We start from the raw sequence: 26,138 nt of genomic DNA, 5'->3' as shown, positions 1-26,138 counted from the left end.
GGAACGCTTAAAAAATAATAAATGAAAGAATTAAAAACAAAAATTTCTTCGAGAGAACCTATCTATGATCAAGTCCTTTTTTTAGATGGTGTATCAAGAGCGGGAAAGTTTTTATTGGGAAAAATCTGTTCAAATTTCAAGAGGGTTGAATATTTTCAATATATAGAATCTTTAGAACATTTTCCTATATTAAATTCTTTAGGCTTCATAGAAAAAGATGCAGCTAAATCTATGATGCAAATATATTTAGACTATGCCATCTATAATATGTCCATAGGTAGAGGCCTCAACCAAAGGTTAGATGATAGCTCCTCAATAACTCATGCAACTGACTTTGAAGACTATGCAAACAGGTCAAAAGATCATGATGGCGAAGAAGCAATTCAAAAACTAAAGATCAACAACCGGCTTCCATCTTTTCTAATTCATGAATGCATGCCTTTCGTAGAGTTCTTTTTTGAGACATTTCCAAATCTCCAAATGATTCATATTGAAAGACACCCGATAGATCTTGCCCACTCTTGGTTTTCAAGAGGTTTAGGTAAAAGGTTTGGATTAGACCCTCTGGTATTTGCACCAACCTTACAAAGTAAAAAAGGACCCATACCTTGGCACGCAGAAAGCTGGAAAGATCTATATGCAGATATGTCTGAAGTCGATAGAGCTATAAAAAGTGTCTGTAATCTTTATATGATGAGTGACAAGAGTTATGAAAAAATAAACTCGGATAGAAAAGATAGAATATTGAAATTAGGCTATGAAAATTTCTTTTCTAGTCCCAATACTGTAATTGAACAGTTATCTAAATTTCTAGAAAGTTCTCCCTACTCTAATATGGGAGAAGTATTGAAAAGAGAAGGTTGCCACTCAGAAATCCCCCTCAGTTCTAGGCAAGCAAAACTCAAAGAACTAAAGAATTCTGCTTCTAAAGAGATATTTGAAGAGTTAAAGGAAGCTTCTGCAAAGTATGAATCTTATTGGGATCTAGAAAAGTCTTATTGAATAAATACTTTTTTCTTTTGATTGATTTTTAAACGAATCATATTTTGAATTTCTTTTCTCATATACCAATTGGGAAGCTTTTTATTAGTCTTAAAAGAGGCCCTTACATCCGAACCGCTTATTTCTTTAAATGACTTTGAATTTGAGTAATTAGCAAACTTTTTTTGTTTTGAATTAAAACCTATCTTATTAAAGAAGATTAGTTCAATCTCTAGATTGTTGAGTTTATTAAAGAACTCTTTATTTTCATTCTCTTTGTAGAAATCCTGAACGCCAGTATGATCTCTTCCTATGATGAAATGACTGCAACCTAAGTTCTTTCTGCATATCGCAGTAAAAATCGCTTCTCTAGGCCCTGAATATCTAGAATAAGTATTAAAGCCACCTAAAAGAACAGATTTATCTGGATATATTTTATTAGCTATTAATATTTTATAGCTCTCTAGAATAATTTCAGTCGAGAAATCTCCAGTTTTTTTCTCACCTATGACAGGATTAATAAACAGGCCATCTGCCTCAGACTCTTTTAACGCCCTCAATTGAATATGTTCATGGACTCCATGAGCAGGATTTCTAGTATGAAAACCAACTACTCTAGACCAATTTCTTTGGCTGAAAATATATCTTGTTTCATGAGGTGTAAGTTCATAGCTTCTATAGACAGATTTTCTTCTATTAATAAGAGTAACTTTTCCATTAATTACTATATTTCCTTTAGATAAAAACCTTTTTACCCCTGGATGGTCTTCAGAATTAGTTCCAAACCACTTTAAGGCAACTTTCTCCAAGTCAATATTATAAATATTTTGAACATCTAAAAATGCTATTTTTTCTCCCTTTTTAGAAGTTAAAATGACTCTCTCTCCAATTTCAGGCATCAAACCATTTCTTTTTATTTGAAGAATAATTGGCAAAGTCCACACATTTCCATCTAAAAGCTTATTTGTTTTTAAAACACTATTTAATTCTTCTTTACTCATAAATGAATCGATAGGAGAAAAAGTACCTAAAGCAATTTGCTCTGCATCAATTAAATCAGAATCTTCTACAACCAACTTCCTTGAACTCCCATCTCTCTTAACTTGTTCTATGGATGCCATATTTAGAATTAAAGAACCTCCATGTGGCTTGATTAAAGAAGGATCTTCAAATAATAAATTTGATGACGCAACAGGTGCATTAAATTCATTAATTAATTTCTTAATCATATTTGCACATGCAATAGGATGATTTCCTATGGCAGTTTCTGCTGCTAAAACTAGGCCATTTGCGCCTGACTCTAGAAGATTGTAGACATCATTTACTTCTGCCCTAGTAGGAGATGAATTCTGAATCATAGATTCTAGAAGGTTAGTTGCAACATAAACTTCTGTTTTCTTACTATTGGCTAGTTTAATAATATCTCTTTGAACCTGAGGAATTCTATGGATAGAAACTTCTCTTGATAAATCTCCTCTATCTATTAGGACAGCATCTGAAAATTTAATAATTTCTTTTTTGTTAATAAGCCCTTCTGCAGATTCAATTTTTGATATCAAAAAACTCTTTTTACCTATTCTCTTTCTTATGCCTTTGACATCTTCACCTTCATTAGCAAATGATAAAGCGAAGTGCTTAATATCATTTTTTAGACCTATATCAATGGCTCTTATATCTTTGGCAGTCAAAGAGCTAAGGTTTACTTTTCTGTTCACAGATACTGCCTTATTACTTCCAATCATTCCTCCAGTTATGACTTTAAGATCTAATTTATTTTTAGATTTTTTAACTACCTGAAGTAAGGCTGAATTAAAATCTATGCTTAAAATATCTCCTACATGAAGCTCTTGAATAATATTCTCTGGGTATAAGTTAAATTTCTTTTCATCCCCTTTAATTATCTTCTCTGAAACCTCTACGATACTATTTTCTATCAAACTTAATTCACCTTTTTTTAAGGTTCCTGTTCTTATTTGAGCTCCTTCAGTATCCAAGCATAAGGGTATATTGGTATTGGACTGGATTAATTTGATTTGATCCTGGAGATTTTCTATCTTAGTGTGTGAAAGATTTAAACGAAATATTTCGACACCCAAATCCTCTAATCTGCCAATTACCTTTTTATTTAAAGACGCGGGACCTAATGTACAGAGTATCTTTGTGTGCATTTTAGATTTTTTAAGATTCTCAAGGTTTGATAAATCAGAAGTTTAGACTTCTTTTCAATCCTTATCAATCTTTTAGCCAGTCAAAACCTTATTGGAAAGGTTAAAGAAAAGAGAATATCCCATAACAAAGAATAAGTAGAGTAATGAAATACTGATATTTTTCATTACTCAAAAGTAGTGATAATTTTTTTCCCAGAAAGAAATAGCTTATTATCGCAACTAAGGTGAGCATCAAGTATGAAGGGTTAAATGACTCTAAGCGAGTTATTGAAAGAACTAGTAGTTGAAAAAATGCGAATAAAAAATATATTTGAGCAATGTTTGCCCTAATAGATTCTTTGGTCGCATGCAGACTTGACATTAACACAGTAAGTGGACCTCCGCCCATATTTGATATTCCATGAATCCCGCCGAGGAAGAAATAAAATAAGATTGTATTTTTTGATAAAAATATCTTGAGTATTTTCTCTAAACGCTTGGATATTCTCAATAAGCCTATTAATATTAGAGCTGCTCCTACAACTTTAGTTATATCTATAAAGTTTTCATTAGTCACTACTAAAAAAAGGCCTAAAACAAGCGGTGGTAAAGTCGCAACATATAATTTCTTTTCAGTTACAATCAAATCATTATTGCCTATGACTTGGGATAAAGAAATAAGCATTGAAGCAGGTAATAAAATCCATAAAGTAACATCATAAGAATAGCCTAAAAGTAATAAAGTAGGAGTACCAAATAAAAGAAGACCAACTCCAAAAATAGACTGAACTAGACTTAATAATAAAATTATTAAGGATAACAACATGAATTCAAGATTTAAGAAAACTGACATAATTTAAGAATAATTAGAAAATTTTTAGTGATTTTTTATTAAAATAATTAATGTTCTTTGATGCAAAATTACTATCGTAAGTACAAAATATAAGTATCTCGAAACAAGCTCATAATAACGGATAATCACCTTCTTAACCATCAACAAGAATGATAAAAGAAGCCTTGTACCAATAATCATAATAAAAATAAGTTATATGATTTATAGAAGTAATCTAATGTAATGATGATTACTACTTTTTAATAAATCTTCCCTTTGTAAAAATTCTGAAAACAAACTAGTATGCAAAGTCTTGAATCAATAAATTTTTGAAAAATTATGGATATAGAACTTAGTAAAGAAGATCTCTCATTTAAAAAAGAAGTTAATGATTTTCTTGAGCTCAATAAAAGAAAAAAAGATTCGGACTATTTCAAATGGCGTTTTGAGTGGTTTGAAAAAGCAAAGGAAAAAGGTGGCTGGGATGTACCTAAATGGCCTTCAGAGTTTGGTGGTCCAGGATGGAGTCCAACGCAACATTACATATGGGAACAAGAAACTGCAAAAATAGATATACCTTTTGATATCCCTATGGGAATCGGGATGTTAGCTCCAATATTAATGACTTATGGAAATAAGGTACAGCAAGAAAAATTCTTACCAGATATAAGGGCTAGAAAAGTAAATTGGTGTCAGGGTTATTCAGAACCAGGGGCTGGATCTGATTTAGCTAATTTAAAAACAAAGGCAGAAATTTCTAAAGATGGTAAATATTATCTGGTTAATGGCTCAAAGATATGGACATCTCTTGCTCATATTGCAGATTGGATTTTTTGCTTAACTAGAACAAACGATCAAGGAACAAAACAACAAGGTATTACCTTCCTTCTCTTTCCTATGAAACAAGAAGGTATTGAGGTAAAACCAATTATTACACTTGGAGGTTCACATACTGTAAATACTGTGCATCTAACTGATGTCAAAGTTCCAGTGGAAAATAGAATAGGTGAAGAAGGTAAAGGTTGGACCTATGCAAAAGGTTTGCTCCAACATGAAAGAACGGGGCTAGCTGGTTTGTCTAAATCACTATTTGCTCTTGAAAAGTTAAAAGAAAATGCAAGATCAGTAACACGAGGTAATGAAACTTTAATGGATGATCCTTCTTATCAGTCAAAGATAGGAGAACTGGAAATCGATTTGATGGCTGCTGAATTTACTGAACTAAGAAGCTTAGCCAGTGCAACATCAGGAGGTGAATTAGGGCCAGAATCATCAATTCTTAAATTAAAAGGAACTGAAATCCAGCAAAGGATCCAAAAATTGACTGTAGAAGCTAGTGGAATCTATGCAGCAGCCTGGGGAAATAGCTCCATCGGCACACCTTTTGCAAAGGCAGGAATGTCTGGATATTTATCAAGTAGAGCTTATACAATTTATGGAGGAGCTAGTGAAGTTCAGCGCGATGTTATTGCTAAAAATGTACTTGGGATTGCAAGTAAGAGGAAAGAAAAATGAACTTTGATTTCACGGAAGAACAAACAATGATTCAACGAAGTGTAGAACGCTTTGTACAAGAAAAATATGATTTGGATAATAGAATAGAGCTGAGTAAAAATGAGCTTGGCTATAGTTTTGAAAATTGGAATTCTATGGCTGAATTAGGATGGCTAGGATTGCCTTTTGAAGAATCTGATGGAGGTTTTGGCGGAAACCAGATAGATGTACTTTTAATCATGGAACAATTCGGAAGAGGTTTAGTTCTTGAACCTTATCTAGCTAGTATTGTCATGGGCGGTGGAGCTTTAAAACGAAGTGATTCAACCAAGATAAAAGAAGAATTTATTCCGGGACTAATAGACGGAAGCAGACATATTGCTTTTGCGTATGCTGAAAATCAAAGTAGATTTGACTTAGAGAATGTCCAGACTTCTGCCATTATAGCTAAAGAAGGCTTCATTCTAAATGGCCAGAAATCAATGGTACAAAATGCTGAGAGTTCTGACCAGATTATAGTTACGGCTAGAACGAGCAATAGTAATACGAGTAAAAAAGGCATTTCTTTATTTCTAGTAGATACAAATCAAGAGGGTATAACATGTGAAAACTTTCCAACTGTAGATGGATTAAGAGCCTCAGAAATAAATCTTAAAGATGTCCATATAAACCCAGATAGATTGGTAGGACCAATAGATGAAGGATTTAAAATATTACAAGGGGTATCTAATGACGCTATTTTAGCTTTGTGCGCTGAAGCTATTGGTATTATGGAAATACTTTATAAAGACACGTTGGAGTATACTCAACAAAGAGAACAATTTGATCATCCATTATCTGAATTCCAAGTCATTCAGCATAAACTTGTCGATATGTTTATGGAATATGAACAATGTAAATCATTATTATATCGGGCAACAATGGAATCCGTTGAAGGAGAAACTTCAGCTCAAAGAACTGTTCATGCTCTAAAACATTTGATTGGAAAATCTGGAGTTTTTATAGGAGAAAATTCAGTACAACTTCACGGAGGTATGGGAGTAACAGAAGAACTTAGAATAGGACATTATTTCAAAAGGTTAATAATTATTGATTCCATCTTTGGAAATTCAGATTATCATCTCCAGAAATTTAATAGTTATAAATAATGAATGCCAATTTGATAATCTTTAAATCAACAAATATTACCTAGATTTCAGTGTTTGCAAAGATTCTAAGTAATTATCTTCCTCTATCAATTCTTTAATTAATCTTGATTCTGAATTCCAAAAATAAGATCTTCTTTCTAAAGGGTAAACACTTTCTAACTTATCATATTTATTCTTTGTATTATCAGAGATGCAGATTGGAATTATTCCAGCATTCAGAGATTCACAAATAGTAGTAGAAAGAAAAGAAACTGTAAATTCAGGTTTTTCTATATCTAATAGTTGATTTATTTCTATTTCCTCATCACAAAATCCAATATTTAATAAACTACAAAGATTTCTTCCTATCTCACCCCATTCTGCTGGATGTCTACGAGCAAAGATCTCATAATCTTTTGAATTAAAAAATTGAACTAAATCTTTGATATGCTCTAGCTCCTTTTCTGACATCCTTGAATCTGGATTAAGAAATAAAATAACCTTTTTTTCCTTTTGCTTTAATTCCAAACTTGGGTATTTTTTAATCTCTGAATTTTTAAGGATAGCAGAAAGATAGGTAACTTCTTCATCTGAATATACATAAATTTTATCATCTCTTGGTATATTTATACTGGGGATTTTATTTATGAAACCATGAGAATATAGAGATGTTCTTATATTGATCATATTTGCAGCCAAAGCAACTAGGCCTGCACCTCCATGATAAATTTCTACACTTTTATTCATTGATTTGAGTTCACTCAAAAGAGCGCAAAAATAAGAGTAAATAGGTATATTTCTATAAATTATTCTAAAAACCTTAATTCTTACTTCGCTAGACATGCCAATACTTAAAAATTTATATACTTGAATTAGATTTTTAAAAAAATTTTGTAAAATTTTTATCAAAGGAATATATGTAATCTTAGTAAAATCATCTTTCTTAAAACATTTTATTAACAAATAGTTTTGACCGTGACCTTTTGGAAAAAACCTAAAATAATTCTTATGATGATGTTTTGCTTCAGACTCCACTAAAATATGATTTGGTACTTCAGATTTATTAAGGGTATTTGAAGGAAACTGTTTTAGAAATAAATAAATTGAATATATAAATCCTCTACTAAGAATTGGAATTAAAAATATAAACCTTTTTAAAGCAATATTTCTACCTAGTTCATTAACTGAAGATTTATTAAATATAAGATCCAGCTCTTCATCTCCAAATAGCATCCATCTATTAAATTCATTAATATTTTCTTCTAAGCTTGTCTTATTTGAAGCCATGATTTAAAGACTAGTAAAAAAATATTTTTTACTCAAGATATAGTGATTTAATTTTCTCTATCTCAAATTTGGAAAGCATTAACCCTTTTTCAAAGTAATTATCCATACCTCCCCACTGCTCATCTATTTGATTAAAAGCTGCCCTTAAATAACGCTCCTCTACGCCCAAAACTTTTTTTATATTCTCAGTATCCGCCTGAAAAAGGGAGAAAAGATTAATTTTAAATAGTTTTTTGTTAGTTTCATCTTCAGTATAAAAATTAGTCGCAAGATAATCATCCATCACTATATCTCTTGGAACTCCTAAAACTGACAATAAAAGAGCTGCTGCAAAGCCAGCTCTGTCTTTACCTGCAGTGCAATGAAAAACCAAAGGTAAGCCTTTATTGTTTATCAAGGTGTCGAAAAAATCTTTATAAACAGGAGTAAAATTAGATACGAGATCTCTATTAAAATCTACCAAATAATCTGAAAGGTCAAGATTTCCAGAAAACATTTCTTTTTGAAGATCTTCAAAAGACTGATCAGAATTCTCTGGTAAAATATCCTTAAAAGGATCAATACTCAGAAGATACATTCTAGTATTACCAATAAGTTTATCAGGATGGTCTTCTCTTTCGAAAGTAGATCTGAAATCTACAATGGAACTTAGCTTCAATCTTAGAAGATAATCTATGTCTTCATTGCTTAAAGCGTGAAGTGAGTCAGAACGATATAAAAGTCCCCACTTTATAGACCTATTGTCTAGTGTCTTAAAGCCTCCTAAGTCTCTAAAATTATGAGCTCCTTCTAATGGTAATTTTCTGAAATCTTGCCTATCAATAGAAATTGATTCTGAAGGAATAGGTCTATCTGCAGCTGGTAGATCATTAAGTTCTTTAGAGCAAGAATAAAGAAATAGAATCAAAATGAAGAAAGAGCAGTAAAGAATTACTCTGCTTAGATTTTTAAAAATAGCAAAATCCATGATCCTTTTGGGCCTTATAAAATTTTTATTAATCTCTAATAGGATATGGCGCAGCAAGGTTGCCATACTCATCTCTAATATCAAATTCTTTGCTTATATCTTCTACCCATTGAATTGATCCAGATCTCTCAGAGAGGTCTTCGGCAACCGCCAAAGCAACAACTGATCTTCCCACCAATAAAGGTGTTTGAGCATTCTCAACCGGATTGCCCATTTTTGCTGCATTCTCTAGTACGAACTCTGTCGAGACAGCGCCCGGATATAATGAAATGGTATTAACTTCCTTTTCCTTTAATTCAACAGCCATGTCTGCTGTCAATCTATCTAAACCTGCCTTTCCAGTCCCATAAGAGGAAGAAAAGTGATATGAAATTCCTCCAGGTGAAGAAATATTCATAATCAATCCACCCGATCCAGAATTAAAAATTAAGGGGGCTGCATGCCAACTAGCCACATAGTGGGCTCTTAAGCCAACACCCACTTGATCATCCCAAACTTGAATTGGATGTTCCCAAAATCCTCCTGCCCAAACAGGTTCATCAGGAATCTTGAAAACATTATTTACCAAGATATCTATCTTTCCTTGCTCTTGTCCTATTCTTTTAAAAAGGTTTTCAATTTCAGCATCAATGCTGTGATCCACGACAACACCGTGACCTTCGCCACCAACTTCATTGATTGATTTTACACTGCTCTCTATACTTAAAGGTCCTGTTTCAGTTCTCCCTGTGACGTAAACAGTTGCTCCTTCTTCTGCTAAAGCAATAGCAGTACCTCTACCTATTCCTCTCGTTGCTCCAGTAACTACACATATTTTATCTTTTAATCTTTTATTCATATCTTTTTTAAAATTAGAGAATGGATTGTGACTACAATTATAAAAGCCGTCAAGAAAGCTTTATATTTTAAGAAGAATAGAAAAATAATTATATTAATAAAATAAAACTATTAATAATGCTATTGGAACTACGAGAATCCATAATAAAGAACCTTGGAAGACTGCACTACTACTTAAGTGTGATAAAGATTCCTTATCTAATTGAGTCCCTATACAAAATAGTCCAATTAGAAGAAGTGTCCTAGAAATATTGCTCAAAATATCAACTAGAAATAAAGGAAAACTAAATATGTAATTTATAAATACTGCTAGTAAAAATAATAACGCAAAAACAGGAATCCCTAAAAAGTTTCTTTCTCCCTTGTATATATAACTGGTAATAAGAACAAGAGGTACAAGCCATAGAGTCTTGATGATCTTTATAGTAGCAGCTGCTTTCATCGCCTCATCTCCATATAAAGACGCTGCACCTAATACAGAACTTGTATCATGGATGGCTAAAGCAGACCAAAATCCAAAATCCACCTGAGATAAGTTCATAATTTTTCCAAAATAAGGAAAAGAGAATATTGCTATAAGATTTAAAATAAAAATTAGACCTATTACTGTTGAAATTTCCTTTGGTTTTGCGTTTATTAGAGGAGCTATAGTTGCTACAGCTGTTGCACCGCAAATAGCTGACCCAACTGCGAGTAAATAACTTTCCCTACTAGAAACCCTTAAAATTTTACCAATAAATAGTGCTAGTAAAAAAACAAAAATTACAAAACTAGAAATAATTAAAGAGTAATCTTGTCCGTATTCTATAGCTATATTCAGATTTATAGTTCCTCCAAGGATTACTATGGCAACTTGTAGAAGTTTTGAACCAATTTTTTTGGAAAAGAAATTTTCTGGTGTTGACCTTGTTAATACAAATAATATACCTCCAAATAAACTTAGAGCTGCATTACCCATAAAAAGACCAGGCAAACCAAAACAGGCCATTAAAAAGATTGTAATGAAATTTTGCACTTATTTACTTTGGTGGGCCCACGAGGACTTGAACCTCGGACCTGCCGATTATGAGTCGGACGCTCTAACCAACTGAGCTATGGGCCCTATATGAAAAATATACACTCTAATCTACTTAATCTCCAAGAAAACCTTTAAGGTGAGAAGATCTTGTAGGATGTCTTAATTTCCTTAGAGCCTTAGCTTCAATCTGTCTAATCCTTTCTCTAGTAACATCAAACTGCTTTCCAACTTCCTCTAAAGTATGATCAGTATTCATTCCAATACCAAACCTCATTCGCAATACTTTTGATTCTCTAGCAGTTAAACTCCCAAGAATGCCTTCAGTAGCATCTGTTAAGTTTTCATTTGTAGCTGAATGGTCTGGTGATTCTATCGAAGTATCCTCAATAAAGTCTCCAAGGGTAGTATCATCTTCATCTCCGATAGGTGTTTCGGTGGAGATAGGTTCTTTAGCTATCTTTAAAACTCTTCTCACTTTGTCTTCAGAAAGCTCCATTCTTTCACCTAACTCTTCTGGGGTAGGCTCCCTACCCATCTCTTGGACCATGGCTCTAGATATTCTATTTAACTTATTAATTGTTTCTATCATATGCACCGGTATCCTAATTGTTCTTGCTTGATCAGCTATCGATCTAGTGATGGCTTGTCTTATCCACCAAGTTGCATAAGTAGAAAATTTATACCCCCTTCTATATTCAAACTTATCCACAGCTTTCATCAATCCAATATTTCCTTCTTGGATTAAATCTAAGAATTGTAAACCCCTATTTGTATATTTCTTAGCTATAGAAATCACTAAACGCAAATTAGCTTCAACCATGTCCTTTTTAGCTCTTCTTACTTTGGCTTCTCCGATAGACATTTTTCTATTAATATTCCTAATCTCGGATATTTTCATTCCTACTAATTCTTCTAATCTATGAAGTTGTCTTTGAGATCTCTCTATTTCTTCTTTATGCCCCCTTGCTACTTTGCTCCATGCAGTTCTCTTATTTAATATTTTTGAAGCCCATTTAGTATCTGCTTCGCTACCTTGATATTCTTCTATAAAAAGCTTTCTTGGCATCTTTGCCTTCCTAACGAATAAGTTATAAACAGTTTTCTCATTTTTCTTAATTATTTGTAAGGCCTCTCTAGCAGGATTGGCTATCCTATCTATAAGATTTGGAGAGAGCTTAAGATATTTGAAAATTTCTCCTAGTTTCTCTAACTCTAATGTCGCTTGTTTCGAGCCCTTTTTAGATTCGATGACCTTTTCAGACTTATTAAACTGTCTTTTAACAGCCTTGAAACGCCTGTCTACTTCTTCTAGATCTATACCTACATTTTCTTCTTCTTCATCATCATTTCCTGATTCTTCTTGAAGCTTCTTTTGTTCTTGCGCAGAAGGAACAGGTTCGCTCTCTTCATCCATAAACCCTACTATGACATCAGTTATCCTTTTTTCTTCCTTTAGAAATAAAGCGTAATCATCAAGCACACCTTCTACTAAACCAGGATAAAAACAACAAGCATAAAGAAGCTCTCTTGCACCTTCTTCTATTCTTTTAGCAATAGCTATCTCACCTTCTCTAGTAAGTAAATCAACGGTACCCATCTCACGCATATAGAGTCTTACAGGATCAGTTGTTCTTCCTACCTCTGAATCAACGGAAGTCAATGTAGTTCTAGTATCGGCTATAGTTTCAGGAACGCTGTCATCTGAATCTGATCTTGAAGATTCATTAATCTCTACGCCTAAAGCTTCTAACATCCTAATAGCCTCTTCAACCTGGTCAGGATCAGAAACATCTTCTGGAAGCATCTCGTTAATGTCTTCGTAAGTTAAGAATCCCTGCTCTTTTCCCTTCTCAACCAATTCTGATAAACCAGAACTTTCTATTTCATCTTCGCTTACTACAAGCTCTTCTGTCTCATTTGTAAGTGAAGATTCATCTTTAGACTTATCTTGAGAAGACTTTTGTTGATTGTCTTTTGTTTTTTGTGCCATATTTAACTTTTTTTAGGATGAGCATTATATAGTTTTTACATCAATGATGCCCTTTTTTTATTCAATAGATTTTGAGTTACTTCTTTTGGCTAAGATTTTTGAGAAGCAACCTATCATCTTCTTTTAATTCACCAAGGTTTGAAACCAAATGTTGTTGCAATTCAAAAGTCTCATCGTCTGAAAGCTGCCTTTCCATATACATCTTTTTTAAATCTCTAATTCTTGAGGAAGAATCTTCTGCCAGAATTTTAGTGATACAATCTTGAAGATATAATGTCATATTTGTGTCGCCAATAGTTTCACTATTAGCTGCTAAATTACCTATAAAATATTTTTCGTCTGAATCTAATTCTTGTAGCAATTCAGCTAAACTACAATCAATATTTTGTTTAAATTTGTTTGCAACTTTTGTCAACAACATAACTTCTGGTTTTTTATTATCGCCTAAAGCTTCATCTATATTAATTTCCATAACTAACTTAGGATGTTGAAGAAGAACCTTTAAAGCCTTAGCAGAAAAAGAGGCTTCTTCAAAAATATTGCTTACAATGGTACTAGGATCTCCTTTTTGGATATTGCTACTTTGGTAAGTTCCTTTTAAAGGCTTGCTTAATTTCTTAATATCCTCTTCACCTAGCCCGGTTATTTTAGAAACTTCAAGTTCTAAGAGATTTTTTAATGCTCCATTAGGCATTGAATGTAACAAAACCATTGCTTTAGATGCTAATGAAGCTTTTTTTTCTAGAGTGGAAATTGTTCCAACGACTTCTGTTAATCTTTTAATGAAATAATCAGATAAGACTAAAGAATCAAATTCTCTTTTTAAAAAATCTTCCTTATCTTCATTTTCTAATAAGCTTGCCGGATCCTCGCCTTCAGGTAAAAAAAGGAATCTCATTTCAGCCTCGTCTTTTACAACTGGTAAACAGTTCTTTAGAGCATTCCATGCTGCTCCCCTTCCAGCTTCATCGCCATCAAAACAAAATATAACTTTATCCACCAATTGTAGAATCTTTTGTACATGAAATCTGTTAGAAGCAATTCCTAATGTTGCAACTGAATTATTGATATCTTGCTCAAACATAGAAATAACATCCATATATCCTTCTACTACAAAAATCTTGTTTAGACCTTTCTTGAACTTATTGGTTTCGTATAGACCATAAAGTTGATTACTTTTTTTGAACACAGGAGTATCTCCTGTATTAAGATATTTAGGCTGATCTTTATCGTTCATAACCCTGCCACCAAAGCCAACAGTCCTTCCTCTAGTGTCCCTTATAGGAAAAATAATACGATCTCTGAATATATCAAATAATTTCTTATCTTGATTCTCTTTCGCAAGACCGGCACTTATGATAATTTCTTTACTAAATCCTTTTTTAATTAAACTATCTGTTAAATAATTCCATGAATTCAAAGAATATCCTACCTCAAATAAATGACATGTTTCAGGAGATATCTTTCTTTGTTCTTTCAAATAAATTCTGGAATCATTGGCTGAACTGTGTTCTAAGAGATTTTTTTGAAATATTTTAGAAGCCTCATCTAGGGCTTCATAAACTAATTTATTGTCCCCATGTCCTTCTTTTTTATCTGAATAAGGAACTTGTTGGCCAGCTGATGCTGCCAAGGATTCTATAGTTTCTACAAAATTCATTCCAAGATGACTTTGAAGGAAGCTAACTATGTTTCCTGTTTCGCTGCATTTGAAGCAATAGTAAAATTGTTTTTGAGCACTAACACTAAAAGAGGGATTATTCCCATCGTTACAAAATGGACAAAGACCCCAATGATCTTTTCCCTTCTTTTTTAGAGGTACATAAGAATCAATCAACGATACAATATCAGAAGAAGATATTAAATCTCTTATAAATTCCTGAGGAATTGATCCAGACATATTAATGCTTTTCTCTAAACCAATCTTCTAAAATAATCTGCGCAGAGATACTATGAATATCTGACCCTGAAGAGGTTAAGTTTCTTAGATGAAGATCTTTTTGTCTTAACAAAGCCTCTTTTGAAGAAAGTCTTTCATCAACCAACTCAGGAATAATCTTATATCTTTCTTCTAATCTTCTTCCAAATAAATCACTCTTTTTCTTCATTAAACTTGGGGTACCATCCATATTAAGAGGGTTACCTAAAACAAAAATATTTGGTTCCCATTCTTTTACCAAACTATCTAAAAATTTCCATTTTGGTAATCCATTGTTAGCTTTTAAAGTATAAAAAGTATTAGAAGATCTAGAAATGTCCTGACCAATAGCTATGCCTATATTTTTCAAACCAAAGTCAAAAGCCATAATAACCATAAAAGCTAGTTAAAACTCATTCTTTTCTAGGCAATCAATAAAGATGCTCGCTACATCAATTCCACAAAGTTTTTGGTATTCTTGAATACAAGTTGGGCTAGTTACATTAATTTCAGTTAAATAATCTCCAATTATATCTACTCCAACAAATACTAAACCTAATTTCTTGAGTTCTGGACCTACTTGATCACAAATCCATTTATCTCTATCGGATAGAGGCCTGGCTATTGCTGTACCTCCTGCAGCAAGATTGCCCCTAAGCTCACCTTCAGCTGGCACTCTGGCAATGGCAGCATCCATAGCAATACCGTCTATTATAAGAATTCGTTTATCGCCATCCAGGATTTCAGGAATATATGTTTGAGCCATTATTTTTCTTGAAAAATTATTTGTCATATCCTCTAAAATTACACTAATGTTATGGTCATCTACTTTTAATCTATATACAGAAGACCCTCCCATCCCATCAAGAGGTTTAATAATAATATCTTCAAATTCTTCAATAAATGACTTAAGTTCAGAATAATTACTAGAAACTAAAAAGGGAGTTGAGCATTCAGGAAATAAGGTAGTGAAAACTTTTTCATTATAATTTCTTAAGCTGCTTGGTTTATTTACTACCAGCACTCCATCTTCTTCTGCCTTGTCTAGGACATAAGTACTATAAATATAGTCCATATTAAAAGGGGGATCTTGTCTCATCAAAATTATATCAAAGTAACTTAAATTACGTTTCTCTTCATCGGAAAGAATAAATTCTATGTCTGATTTGAGATCTACCTGAACCTTACTGGTTATAGCAAAAGAAGAATCAGGTTCAAGAGTTAATGAATTTGGACTTATATAATGGAACTCATAGCCTCTAATCTGCATTTCAAGCATCATTGCAAAAGTACTATCTTTAGAAAAATTAATTAACGCCAAAGGGTCCATAACGATCCCTATCTTCATAATTCTCCTTTAATTTTTATAATCATTAAAATTCTCCCTTAAGAGTTCTAAGAGAACTTAATGCTACTATTGCTGCAGTATCAGATCTAAGAATTCTTGAGCCTAAATTAAGTGTATCAAACCCATTAAGATTCAAAAGCTTAATCTCAGAATCTGAAAAATCACCTTCTGGGCCTATTATAATATCTAAATTAGACTTCAACTTTATTTCTGATAACCTTTTTGAGGCTCTTGGTACAAAGGCTAACCTTTGATTAGTATCCAAACTTCTTATCCAGTCCTCTAAGGAGTGAATACTTTTTATTTCAGGAAGCCAGTTCTGACCACATTGCTCACAAGCACCTATCGCTATCAATTTCCATCTTTCTAGTTTAGACCTGACCTTTTTAGGATCTAATTTAAAAATACTTCTTTCAGTCAAGATAGGCGAAATAGACCTAACGCCTAATTCAGTACACTTTTGAATTGCATATTCGAAAGGGCTAGGTTTTATAATACTAAGAGCAAGATTAACCTCGATTCCATCATTCTTCTGTTCTTGAATCTTAGACACTATTTTAACTTTAAACTCTTTTAAATCTGAACTAATAACTTCTGCAAAGCCAGAATTCCCTTTCCCATCAAATAATTCTATTTTTGCTCCCTGTTTCATTCTTAGAACTCTTGATAAATGCTTAGAGGCTAATCTATCCAAAGTTATATCCATATTTTTATATAATTTAGTATCTAAAAATACCCTCTGTAAATTCATAAATTGCACCTTTCTTTATTTAATTCTTACGTGTTAATCTTAGACAATAACAAATAGTCTTAATGGAAAAAAAAAATAATTCAATACCTATCTATTTAATTCGTCATGGCGAGGCCGGAAAATCTTGGGATGAGGATAAAGATCCTGGTCTAAGTTTTAAAGGAAAAGAGCAAGCTTTAAAGCTAGGAAGATTTCTTAATGAAGACTTAAAGAATAAAAAATTTAAAATTATTTCTAGCCCACTTAAAAGAGCCCAAGAAACAGCAAGACCTTTTTCAAAAGAAAGAAAACAAAAAATTACTATCAATACTAAATTTTCAGAAATCCCCTCTCCAGGAGTTTCAATGAAAGATAGAAGTAATTGGCTAGGCACTATTTTTAATATTGATATTGAAAACCTAGAAGAACCTCAAAATCTTTGGAAAAATAATATTCTAGAAGAAATTAAAAATACAAAAGAACCGACATTAATTTTTAGTCATTTCATGGTGATAAATGTTGTATTAAATAAAATTTTTAACCATAAGAAATTAGTTGTTTTTAGACCCGACAATTGTTCTGTCACAAAAATTCAAGTTCTAAATCAAAAAATAAAATTAATTGAACAAGGCCAAGAACTGTTTACCATTGTAAATTAAAGAAATAAACCATTTCTTTTAAAAAATCTCCTTGAAAGAAATAAAACGGTATGTATCATTGATGTTCTATTTTTTTAATTTTTTTCTATAAACATCAATGCTCAAATCATCACAGAAGAAGTTCAACGGAGAGGGTAAAGACCTTAGCAAGGGAGTTGAAAAAAGTTTAAAAAAATATTTTAATCAATTGGAAGGTGAAAAGCCTTGCGGGGTATATTCAATGGTTCTAAAAGAAGTTGAATTACCTTTACTTAGGGTAGTCATGGAACAATGCAACGGAAATCAAAGTCATGCTAGTGAGATCCTAGGCATCAATAGAGGCACTCTTAGAACTAAATTAAAAGAGTACAAGCTACTCTAAATGCCAGCAGACACATCTTCCCCGATAAAAAGAGCCTTAGTTAGTGTATCTAACAAAACAGGTTTAGTAGACCTTTGCTCTAAATTAGTTTTAGATTTTGGTATAGAAATTATTTCAACTGGTGGCACTTTAAAAACTCTCAAAGATGCTGGAATAAAAGCAATTGAGATAAGCAGCTTTACTGGGTTTCCTGAAATGATGGAAGGAAGAGTCAAAACACTTCACCCAAAAGTTCATGGGGGAATACTTTCTAGGAGAGAAGTTGATGAGGAAGTAATGAAAGAAAACGGAATTAAAGAAATTGATCTTGTAATTGTAAACTTATATCCATTCGTTGAGACGATTTCTAAACCAGAAACTACTTTAGAAATAGCTATAGAGAATATAGATATAGGCGGTCCTAGTATGCTTAGATCTGCCGCAAAAAATAATAAATATGTAGGAGTAGTTGTTGATCCAAAAGACTATGACTCTATCCTGGAAGAAATGAATAAATCCAAAGGAGCCCTTTCTTTAGAAAGGAGACAAAGTCTAGCAACCAAAGCATTTACTCATACTGCAGCTTACGATACTGCTATTTCTGGTTATTTATCTTCTCAAGATAAAAAAGAATTTCCAGATACAATCTTTTCAAGATATCAGATTAAAGAAAATCTACGCTATGGCGAAAATCCTCACCAAAAAGCAGCCTTCTATACAGACATTATAAAAACTAAAAATTATGGAGTTTCAAACTCTTCTCAACTCCAAGGTAAACAACTTTCTTATAATAATATAGCTGATACAGATGCAGCTTTCGAGTGTGTTAAATCATTCGATGAACCAGCATGCGTAATAGTGAAACACGCAAATCCTTGCGGAATAGCTACAGACAAAAATATTACCAAAGCTTACGAAAAAGCTTTTGAATCAGACACTACTTCAGCTTTTGGAGGAATCATTGCATTAAATAGAGAACTTAATGCGCAAACAGCTCATAAAATTATTAATAACCAATTCGTAGAAGTGATTATAGCTCCAAGTATTTCAGAAGATGCTCTTTTAATAACTAAAACTAAAGAAAATGTAAGAGTTTTAGAAACTCAACACCTTGGTGATCCAACAGTAGATTTTAAATTTCTAAGTGTAACTGATGGTTTACTAGTTCAAGAAACAGATAATGCAATCATTTCAAAAAATGATTTAACTATAGTTTCTAAAAGAAATCCTAGTGACATTGAAATAGCCGATTGCTTATTTGCTTGGAAAGTTTGTAAGTTTGTTAAATCTAACGCAATTGTATACGCAAAAAATAATCAGACTATTGGTATCGGTGCTGGTCAGATGAGCCGAATAGATAGCGCAAAGATAGCTGCTTCTAAAGCTTTAGAAAGAGGATTTAAAACTTCTGATTGCATCATGGCATCTGATGCTTTTTTTCCCTTTAGAGATGGTATAGATGCAGCAGCAAAAATTGGTATAACTTCTGTTATCCAGCCTGGGGGGTCAATGAGAGATAATGAGGTAATTGAAGCTGCAGATGAAGCGGGAATGGCAATGCTATTTACCGGAGTAAGACACTTCCGCCATTAAAAGTATGAAAGTATTGATTGTCGGTAGTGGAGGAAGAGAACACGCCTTGGCTTGGAAAATTGCTAAAAGTAATATTGTCACAGAAGTATTTGTTGCCCCTGGTAATGGTGGTACTGCAATGGAAGACTCTCTAATAAATATAGATATTCAATCTAATGATATTGATAGTTTGTCTAAATTTGCCTTAAAAAATAATATAAATCTCACAATTATTGGGCCTGAAGAGCCATTAGTAAATGGAATTACAGATAAATTTAATTCTATGAATCTAAACTGTTTTGGGCCTACAAGAGCCGCATCACAATTAGAGGGCTCGAAGGAATACATGAAAGAATTTCTGCAAAGGCATAATATTCCTACTGCTGATTACAAAAGTTTTGTGGATCCAGAAAATGCAATCAAATATATAAAAGAAAAAGGATGTCCTATAGTTATAAAAGCTGATGGACTTGCCGCAGGTAAAGGTGTCACTGTCGCATTAAATGAACAAGAAGCCATTCATGCGATAAATGAATGTCTAGTTTCAAATGTTTTTGGAAATGCTGGTTCAAAAGTTGTCATAGAGGAATTTCTTACTGGCGAAGAAGCAAGTTTTATAGTCCTTACAGATGGCAATTTGATTATTCCTTTTGCATCCTCTCAAGACCATAAGGCCAGAGATGATAATGACCTTGGACCTAATACCGGTGGAATGGGTGCCTATTCTCCTGCTCCTGTGGTTACAGATATAATTCATGGAAAAATACTGGAACAAATAATTGAGCCTACAATTTATGGACTAAATAAAGACAATACAACTTATTGCGGTTTCTTATATGCAGGAGTTATGATTGATAAAGAGAACAATTTGAAGGTTCTAGAATTTAATTGCAGGTTTGGAGATCCTGAAACTCAACCAATCATGATGAGGTTAGATTCAGATTTAGCTAAAGTTTGTTATGAAGCTACTACAGGAAATTTAAAACAACAAAGCCTTAAATGGAAACCAGGGGTTGCCTTGGGAGTAGTAATGGCATCTGGTGGATATCCTAATTCATACAAGAAGGGTTCTGTGATCAATGGAATTCCTGTTGAAAATAAAAAAATGAAGGTATTTCATGCAGGAACAAAACTGGTAAATGATGAATTGCTATCATCTGGCGGAAGAGTATTGTGTGTAACTGCTTTAGGAGACAATACACTTGAAGCTCAAGAACGCGCTTATGCTTCTGCAAAAATTATTACTTGGGAGGATTGTTTCTATAGATCTGACATAGGTTATAGAGCAATAGAGAGGGGGAAATGACTAAATTTATAGATTCATTAATTTTAGAATTAGATAAGGGTATTAAATATTCTATTGATAACCATGTAAGCAGTAAAAGGAAATATCCAGCGAGAGAGTTAAAAAAAGATTTACTTTCTTCCAAAGATAGAAATCATTCCTCTGCCTTAATGAGAGTCAATCATACTGGAGAAGTCTGCGCACAAGCCTTATATAGGGGCCAGGCATCAACAGCAAAACTCAAGGGTATGTCAAAAAACATGGAAAAAGCAGCTGAAGAAGAGTTAGATCATCTAGCTTGGTGCAATGAAAGACTTGATGAGCTTAATGCATCGCCTAGTATTTTTAATCCAATTTGGTATGGCCTATCATTTTCTTTAGGAGCATTAACTGGGCTTATTGGAGATAAATTTAGCCTAGGATTTGTTGAAGAAACTGAAAAACAAGTGGTGAAACATCTTGAAGGTCACCTTGAGGGCATATCAGACAAAGATGAAAGATCAAAAGTAATAATAAAAGAAATGAGAGCAGATGAGGAAGAGCATGCCTCCAAAGCTCATGAGGCAGGAGCAGAAGAATTACCTAGTCCAGTAAAAAAGGTAATGTCTGTAATGGCAAAAATTATGACAACCACTAGTTACCGCATCTAATTCAAAAATTTTAATTCTCCTTCAATAAAAAAATATGTGTATTGTAGGTTGCTAAATAGCAATAAGTAAGTATAGTAGCGGTGCGATTTCGCATGGATTTAATTAACAGGACAATTATCAAATGAATTTATATGTAGGTAATCTTCCGTGGTCTTCCACAGAAGAAGAATTAGAGAATCACTTTTCACAATATGGATCGGTAAAAGCAGTAAGAATAATTACTGAAGGGCACTCCGGACGATCTAAAGGTTTTGGGTTTGTAGAAATGGAAGATGCAGCCGCTGGGCAAGCAGCCATAGATGCACTAGATGGTAAAGATTACCAAGGAAGAGACCTTAGAGTTAATCAAGCGAAGGAAAGAAGCTAATTTTAAATTTCTCAAGAAAGCCGGCAAAAGTCGGCTTTTTCTTTTTAACTTACATCAATATCTCTTTTATTTTTGAACCTGGATCATCTTCTCTCATAAAAGCTTCCCCTATTAAATAGCCAAAGATTTTATTGTCTTTTAATAAAGCTATATCTTTAGCTGAATTGATACCACTTTCTGAAATTAAGAAAGTGTTGGGCTGTAATTTCTTATTCAATTCAATACTAGTGCTTAAATTGACTTCAAAAGTCCTTAAATCTCTATTATTTACTCCAATTAATTTAGGTTCTAAATTTAAGGCTAATTCAAGTTCTATTTCGTCATGTACTTCTAAGAGAACATCAAGATCAAGTTCCCCTGCTATAGCATAGTAATCTTCTAATTGAGTCAAACTTAAAGCGGCAACTATTAATAGGATGCAGTCAGCTAAGGCTTGCCTGCTCTGATAAATTTGAAATTCATCTATAATAAAATCTTTTCTTAAAATTGGTAAATTGACTACCGAACGTACTTCACCTATATGGCTCAAGTGTCCATAAAAAAAAGGTTCATTAGTCAAAATACTTAAGCAATCTGCTCCTCCATTTTCATAACTTTTAGCTATTACTCTTGGTTGAAAGTTCTTTCTAATAACTCCCTTGCTAGGCGATGCTTTTTTCATCTCAGCTATGATGGCACTTTCTCCTCTTACCATCTTTTGTAAAAGAGTATCAATAAATGGAAGTGAAGGAGGAAGATCTTTAATTACTGATTTCATGTCTGCTAGGGACGAGGATAATTTCTGCTCTAATATTTCTTCAGCAGTTTTTTCTAAAATTCTATTTAAATAAGATTCTTTCAATTTTAATTTTCAAGTTTTTTACTTAATTGAATCCATTCATCTAGTTTTACTAATCCTTTTTTATTTAAGATAGCATCTTGAGCAATTTCAATACCTTCCTTTAGGGATCCTGCCAAGCCAACCAAATAAATTCCAGCGCCTGCATTTAAAGCAATGATTGAACTGGCTATTTCATTTTCTCCACTTAGGCCTGACTTTACTTTTTTAAGACTTTCAGTGGAAGAATCTACCTTTAATTCTTCCAACGAAGAAAAATTAAACCCATAATCTTTAGGATCTATTTTGTAAGATTTTATCTGATTGTTATGCAACTCTGAAACAAAAGTCTTTTTAACCACACTTATTTCATCTAGACCATCTTCTGAGTGAACTATCATTGCTCTTTTTGTACCTAAAGACTTTAATACTTGAGTAATTGGCAATATAAGATCTTTCTTATAGACCCCCATGATCTGATAAGAAGCTCGTGCAGGATTAGTTAATGGCCCTAAAATATTAAAAATAGATTTTATTCCAAGTTCTTTCCTAGGACCGATAGCATATTTCATTGCGCTATGGTGCAAAGGTGCAAACATAAAACCAATACCTATCTTATTAATACATTTTTTAACAGATTTAGGAGATAGGTTTATATTAATACCCGCTTCTTCTAATAAATCTGCACTTCCACTCTTTCTCGTAGCCGTCCTATTTCCATGTTTAGCAACTGATACCCCGCAGGCTGCTGCTAAAATTGCAGAAGCCGTTGATACATTAAAAATTCCTAATGAAGCTCCACCTGTGCCGCATGTGTCTAATAAAAGATCATTATCTAACTCGACTGACTGAGACAAAACTCTCATAGCTTTTGCTGAAGCGGTTATTTCGTCAATTGTTTCACCTTTTACACTTAAACCCATCATAACTGCACCTATTTGGGCATCAGTAAGCTCGCCTGAAAGAATTTTAATCATCAAAGAATACATTTCATCAAAGGATAAATCTTCTTTATATGAGAGTTTCTTGACGGCTAATTTGATGTCCATAATCCTCAAATACTTAGGTAGTTTTCCAAAATTTGAATTCCTGATTCGGTTAATAATGACTCTGGATGAAATTGTAAACCAAATAAAGGGTATTCTTTATGGGATATTGACATGATTGTTTTATCTTCTGTTCTGGCATTAATAGTTAGTTCCTCTGCCAGAGTACTTTCATCAATAACTAAGGAGTGATATCTAGTTGCTTCAAAACCTTGCTTTAGATCTTTAAAGATTCCTGACGAATCATGAAAAATTTTAGAAACCTTTCCATGCATTAATTCTTGAGCTCTTATTATTTGAGCTCCAAAAGCCATACCAATACATTGATGACCCAAGCAAACACCAAGTATTGGTACTTTTCCTTTGAAGAAATTAATTGCATCAACTGAAATACCTGCCTCTGAAGGAGTACAGGGCCCAGGAGAAATCACTAGATAATCTGGTAATTTTTTTTCTATATCTTTTAAAGATAACTTATCATTTCTATGAACATGAACTTCTTGCCCTAACATTTCAAAATATTGAACTAAGTTATATGTAAATGAATCATAGTTATCTATTACCAATAACATTATTATCCTTTTAACTTGTCTTGAACCATTTCTACAGCTTTAAAAATAGCTCTACCTTTATTCATGGATTCTTTCCATTCTAGTTCTGGGTCTGAATCAGCAACAAATCCTCCCCCTGCCTGGATATATAGCATGCCATCTTTTATGACAGCTGTTCTAATTGCTATTGCCATATCCATATTACCATTCCAAGAAAAGTATCCCACTGCCCCTCCGTAAACTCCTCTCTTTACTGGCTCAAATTCATCAATTATCTCCATTGCCCTTATCTTAGGCGCTCCTGATAAAGTTCCAGCTGGGAAAGTTGCTTTGAAAACATCCATAGCTTTCAGACCATCTTTAATTCTAGCTTTTACATTAGACACCATATGCATTACATGACTATATTTTTCTACTCCAAATTTTTCTGTTACTTCTACAGAACCAGATTTTGCTATTTTGCCTATATCATTTCTTCCTAAATCAATGAGCATTAGATGTTCTGCTATTTCTTTAGGATCATTTACCAAATCCCTTTCCATAGCTAAATCATCAGAAGAATCTTTACCCCTTCTTCTTGTTCCTGCTATCGGCCTTACAGTTACTTCTCCTTCTTCCAATGTAGCTAAGATTTCTGGCGATGAACCCACAATATGAAAATCATCTAAATTTAAACAGTAAAGATAAGGAGAAGGATTTAAGTGCCTTATAGATCTATATAGTTCAGTTGGATCAGCTTCAAAAGGCACTGAAAGTCTCTGGGAACAGACAACCTGCATAACATCACCAGATTTTATATATTCTTTTACCTTTAGCACTGTTTCTTTAAATTCTTTTTCTCCAAAACTAGAGATAAAATCATCTTCGGAAATAGGATTATTAGCTTTGATTAGCTCTTTATCTATTAAAGGTTTTTTTAGTTTTTCTGAAAGCTCTAAAAGTCTTTTCTTGGATTTCTCTTTGTCTTGCTTAGATTCGCTATCTGAAAGCACTATAAGATGAAGTGTATTATTCAGATTATCAAAAACCGCTACCTCCTCAGAGATCATAAAAAGAGCGTCGGGAGTTCCTAGAGGGTCAGGAGGTTCTTTATTTTTGAGCCTAGGCTCTATATACCTAATACAATCATAACCAAAGTAACCTACTAATCCTCCTATAAATTTAGGGAGACTTTCAATGTGTTTAATTTGAAAAGTATCTTGAAAATCCTCTAAAAATTTTAAAGGATCTGGAGATATAACTTCTTCTATAATTTTACCATTCTCTATAATAAGAACTTTATTACCCTCAATCTTAATAATTCTTTTTGCTGGCAAACCTATTAAAGAATATCTTGCCCATTTATCTCCGCCTTCTACCGATTCAAATAAATATGAAAAAGGTTTATTAGCTAGTTTCTTGTAAACACTCAGAGGCGTCTCCATATCAGCTAAAATTTCAATTGAGATGGGTATCTTTGTAGACGTCATATAGAGATCTTATTTAAGAGATAAGTTTTCGCATTTTAGAAATAATTTCCTTATAACTGGAATGACCAAATATTGCAGATCCAGCAACAAAAGTATCAGCTCCAGCTTTAGATATCTCCTCTATATTGCTTAGTTTTATTCCTCCGTCTACTTCTAATCTAATATCAAAACCAGAATCATCTATTAATTTTCTGAGATCTTTTATCTTACTAAGAACAGAAGATATAAATTCTTGACCTCCGAAACCAGGAAAAACAGACATCAATAAAATCATATCCAACTTTGGTATATAATCTTCTATGACTTCTAAATCAATATCAGGGTTTAATACTAAGCCTGACTTGCAGCCTAATTTAACAATTGATTCAATAGATAGATTCACATCTTTTGATGCCTCCGGATGGAAAGTGATATAAGTCGCTCCTGCTTCACCAAAAGTTTGAATTAAACTATCCACTGGTTCTACCATTAAATGAACATCTATAGGTGCTTTTACTCCATAATCTCTTAAAGATTTACAAACCATGGGTCCAATTGTTAAATTGGGTACAAAATGATTGTCCATAACGTCGAAATGAATCCAATCAGCACCTGAGCTAATTACTTCTCCAACCTCTTCCCCCAATCTAGCAAAATTAGCTGATAATATTGAAGGGGCTATAATTTTTTCTTTTTTTGCCATACTTTTCTACTTAAAATATTAGAA

At 33.0% G+C, this 26,138-nt stretch carries 25 protein-coding genes and 1 tRNA gene; 9 read left to right on the top strand and 17 right to left on the bottom strand.

What is annotated here, in order from left to right; genetic code table 11:
• The first annotated feature begins 21 nt into the window (after positions 1-21).
• On the top strand, positions 22-1,002 hold the full coding sequence (locus P8J93_03250; protein ID MDG2060819.1) for a sulfotransferase domain-containing protein: 981 nt from the start codon (positions 22-24) through the stop codon (positions 1,000-1,002).
• Here the strand turns inward: P8J93_03250 and P8J93_03245 are convergent.
• Positions 996-3,149, bottom strand: a complete 2,154-nt coding sequence (locus P8J93_03245; protein MDG2060818.1) for a pyruvate kinase — start codon at positions 3,147-3,149, stop codon at positions 996-998. The two genes, P8J93_03250 and P8J93_03245, sit on opposite strands and share 7 nt — an antisense overlap.
• A 100-nt stretch (positions 3,150-3,249) precedes the next feature.
• A complete protein-coding gene (locus P8J93_03240; GenBank protein ID MDG2060817.1) occupies positions 3,250-3,981 on the bottom strand; it encodes a TSUP family transporter in 732 nt (243 codons plus the stop codon).
• Positions 3,982-4,299: 318 nt separating this feature from the next.
• Here P8J93_03240 and P8J93_03235 point away from each other — a divergent pair, with 318 nt between their 5' ends.
• Both P8J93_03235 and P8J93_03230 read left to right on the top strand, forming a co-directional pair.
• The gene (locus P8J93_03235; GenBank protein MDG2060816.1) at positions 4,300-5,475 is read left to right on the top strand and encodes an acyl-CoA dehydrogenase family protein; all 1,176 of its coding nucleotides are present in this window, start codon (positions 4,300-4,302) and stop codon (positions 5,473-5,475) included.
• Positions 5,472-6,602, top strand: coding sequence for an acyl-CoA dehydrogenase family protein (locus tag P8J93_03230; protein ID MDG2060815.1), 1,131 nt, complete (start codon positions 5,472-5,474; stop codon positions 6,600-6,602). The genes P8J93_03235 and P8J93_03230 overlap by 4 nt, the downstream gene beginning before the upstream one ends.
• Before the next feature lie 36 nt (positions 6,603-6,638).
• On the opposite strand, the gene P8J93_03225 is transcribed toward P8J93_03230, so the two are convergent.
• The 10 genes from P8J93_03225 to P8J93_03180 all read right to left on the bottom strand — a co-directional run bounded on the left by P8J93_03225 (position 6,639) and on the right by P8J93_03180 (position 16,697).
• Positions 6,639-7,868 carry a hypothetical protein gene (locus P8J93_03225; protein MDG2060814.1) on the bottom strand — a complete coding sequence of 410 codons (1,230 nt, stop codon included), beginning with the start codon at positions 7,866-7,868 and terminating at the stop codon, positions 6,639-6,641.
• A 28-nt stretch (positions 7,869-7,896) separates the two neighbouring features.
• A complete protein-coding gene (locus P8J93_03220; protein ID MDG2060813.1) occupies positions 7,897-8,835 on the bottom strand; it encodes a tyrosine-protein phosphatase in 939 nt (312 codons plus the stop codon).
• 28 nt (positions 8,836-8,863) lie between these two features.
• On the bottom strand, positions 8,864-9,673 hold the full coding sequence (locus tag P8J93_03215) for an SDR family NAD(P)-dependent oxidoreductase (protein ID MDG2060812.1): 810 nt from the start codon (positions 9,671-9,673) through the stop codon (positions 8,864-8,866).
• 93 nt (positions 9,674-9,766) lie between these two features.
• Complete coding sequence (locus tag P8J93_03210) at positions 9,767-10,687, bottom strand: putative sulfate exporter family transporter (protein MDG2060811.1); 921 nt, start codon at positions 10,685-10,687, stop codon at positions 9,767-9,769.
• 10 nt (positions 10,688-10,697) lie between these two features.
• Positions 10,698-10,774: transfer RNA gene (locus tag P8J93_03205), tRNA-Ile, on the bottom strand.
• A 28-nt stretch (positions 10,775-10,802) separates the two neighbouring features.
• Positions 10,803-12,680 (bottom strand): RNA polymerase sigma factor RpoD, encoded by a 1,878-nt coding sequence (gene rpoD, locus P8J93_03200; protein MDG2060810.1) that lies wholly within the window; start codon positions 12,678-12,680, stop codon positions 10,803-10,805.
• Between the two features lie 76 nt (positions 12,681-12,756).
• Positions 12,757-14,580: a DNA primase gene (gene dnaG, locus P8J93_03195; protein ID MDG2060809.1), complete on the bottom strand. Its 1,824-nt coding sequence runs from the start codon at positions 14,578-14,580 to the stop codon at positions 12,757-12,759.
• Position 14,581: 1 nt separating this feature from the next.
• The gene (gene ruvX, locus P8J93_03190; protein MDG2060808.1) at positions 14,582-14,986 is read right to left on the bottom strand and encodes a Holliday junction resolvase RuvX; all 405 of its coding nucleotides are present in this window, start codon (positions 14,984-14,986) and stop codon (positions 14,582-14,584) included.
• Between the two features lie 18 nt (positions 14,987-15,004).
• Positions 15,005-15,946 carry a glutathione synthase gene (gene gshB, locus P8J93_03185; protein MDG2060807.1) on the bottom strand — a complete coding sequence of 314 codons (942 nt, stop codon included), beginning with the start codon at positions 15,944-15,946 and terminating at the stop codon, positions 15,005-15,007.
• Between the two features lie 25 nt (positions 15,947-15,971).
• Positions 15,972-16,697: a 16S rRNA (uracil(1498)-N(3))-methyltransferase gene (locus P8J93_03180; protein ID MDG2060806.1), complete on the bottom strand. Its 726-nt coding sequence runs from the start codon at positions 16,695-16,697 to the stop codon at positions 15,972-15,974.
• Positions 16,698-16,759: 62 nt separating this feature from the next.
• On the opposite strand from P8J93_03180, the gene P8J93_03175 reads away from it, so the two are divergent.
• The 6 genes from P8J93_03175 (at position 16,760) to P8J93_03150 (ending at position 21,549) form a co-directional block, all read left to right on the top strand.
• Positions 16,760-17,335, top strand: a complete 576-nt coding sequence (locus tag P8J93_03175) for a histidine phosphatase family protein (GenBank protein ID MDG2060805.1) — start codon at positions 16,760-16,762, stop codon at positions 17,333-17,335.
• Positions 17,336-17,432: 97 nt separating this feature from the next.
• Positions 17,433-17,696: a helix-turn-helix domain-containing protein gene (locus P8J93_03170; protein MDG2060804.1), complete on the top strand. Its 264-nt coding sequence runs from the start codon at positions 17,433-17,435 to the stop codon at positions 17,694-17,696.
• Positions 17,697-19,268 carry a bifunctional phosphoribosylaminoimidazolecarboxamide formyltransferase/IMP cyclohydrolase gene (gene purH, locus P8J93_03165; GenBank protein ID MDG2060803.1) on the top strand — a complete coding sequence of 524 codons (1,572 nt, stop codon included), beginning with the start codon at positions 17,697-17,699 and terminating at the stop codon, positions 19,266-19,268.
• Between the two features lie 4 nt (positions 19,269-19,272).
• Positions 19,273-20,553 carry a phosphoribosylamine--glycine ligase gene (purD, locus tag P8J93_03160; protein MDG2060802.1) on the top strand — a complete coding sequence of 427 codons (1,281 nt, stop codon included), beginning with the start codon at positions 19,273-19,275 and terminating at the stop codon, positions 20,551-20,553.
• On the top strand, positions 20,550-21,182 hold the full coding sequence (gene coq7 / locus P8J93_03155; GenBank protein MDG2060801.1) for a 2-polyprenyl-3-methyl-6-methoxy-1,4-benzoquinone monooxygenase: 633 nt from the start codon (positions 20,550-20,552) through the stop codon (positions 21,180-21,182). Before purD ends, coq7 begins: the two co-directional genes overlap by 4 nt.
• Before the next feature lie 121 nt (positions 21,183-21,303).
• Positions 21,304-21,549, top strand: coding sequence for an RNA-binding protein (locus P8J93_03150; protein ID MDG2060800.1), 246 nt, complete (start codon positions 21,304-21,306; stop codon positions 21,547-21,549).
• A gap of 49 nt (positions 21,550-21,598) precedes the next feature.
• Here P8J93_03150 and trpC read toward each other — a convergent pair whose 3' ends face one another.
• The 5 genes from trpC to rpe are packed head-to-tail and all read right to left on the bottom strand — an operon-like array spanning position 21,599 to position 26,114.
• Positions 21,599-22,390, bottom strand: coding sequence for an indole-3-glycerol phosphate synthase TrpC (trpC, locus tag P8J93_03145; protein MDG2060799.1), 792 nt, complete (start codon positions 22,388-22,390; stop codon positions 21,599-21,601).
• 2 nt (positions 22,391-22,392) lie between these two features.
• Positions 22,393-23,415: an anthranilate phosphoribosyltransferase gene (trpD, locus tag P8J93_03140; GenBank protein ID MDG2060798.1), complete on the bottom strand. Its 1,023-nt coding sequence runs from the start codon at positions 23,413-23,415 to the stop codon at positions 22,393-22,395.
• A gap of 5 nt (positions 23,416-23,420) precedes the next feature.
• Positions 23,421-23,984 carry an aminodeoxychorismate/anthranilate synthase component II gene (locus P8J93_03135; protein ID MDG2060797.1) on the bottom strand — a complete coding sequence of 188 codons (564 nt, stop codon included), beginning with the start codon at positions 23,982-23,984 and terminating at the stop codon, positions 23,421-23,423.
• Positions 23,985-23,986: 2 nt separating this feature from the next.
• Positions 23,987-25,432 carry an anthranilate synthase component I gene (trpE, locus tag P8J93_03130; protein MDG2060796.1) on the bottom strand — a complete coding sequence of 482 codons (1,446 nt, stop codon included), beginning with the start codon at positions 25,430-25,432 and terminating at the stop codon, positions 23,987-23,989.
• A 13-nt stretch (positions 25,433-25,445) separates the two neighbouring features.
• A complete protein-coding gene (gene rpe / locus P8J93_03125; GenBank protein ID MDG2060795.1) occupies positions 25,446-26,114 on the bottom strand; it encodes a ribulose-phosphate 3-epimerase in 669 nt (222 codons plus the stop codon).
• Between the last annotated feature and the right edge of the window lie 24 nt (positions 26,115-26,138).

The sequence above is a fragment of the SAR86 cluster bacterium genome (assembly GCA_029268615.1).
GTDB lineage: Bacteria > Pseudomonadota > Gammaproteobacteria > Magnimaribacterales > Magnimaribacteraceae > JAQWNM01.
Note: the sequence above shows the minus strand (reverse complement) of the source record. Positions and strands in the feature narration are given on the sequence as shown.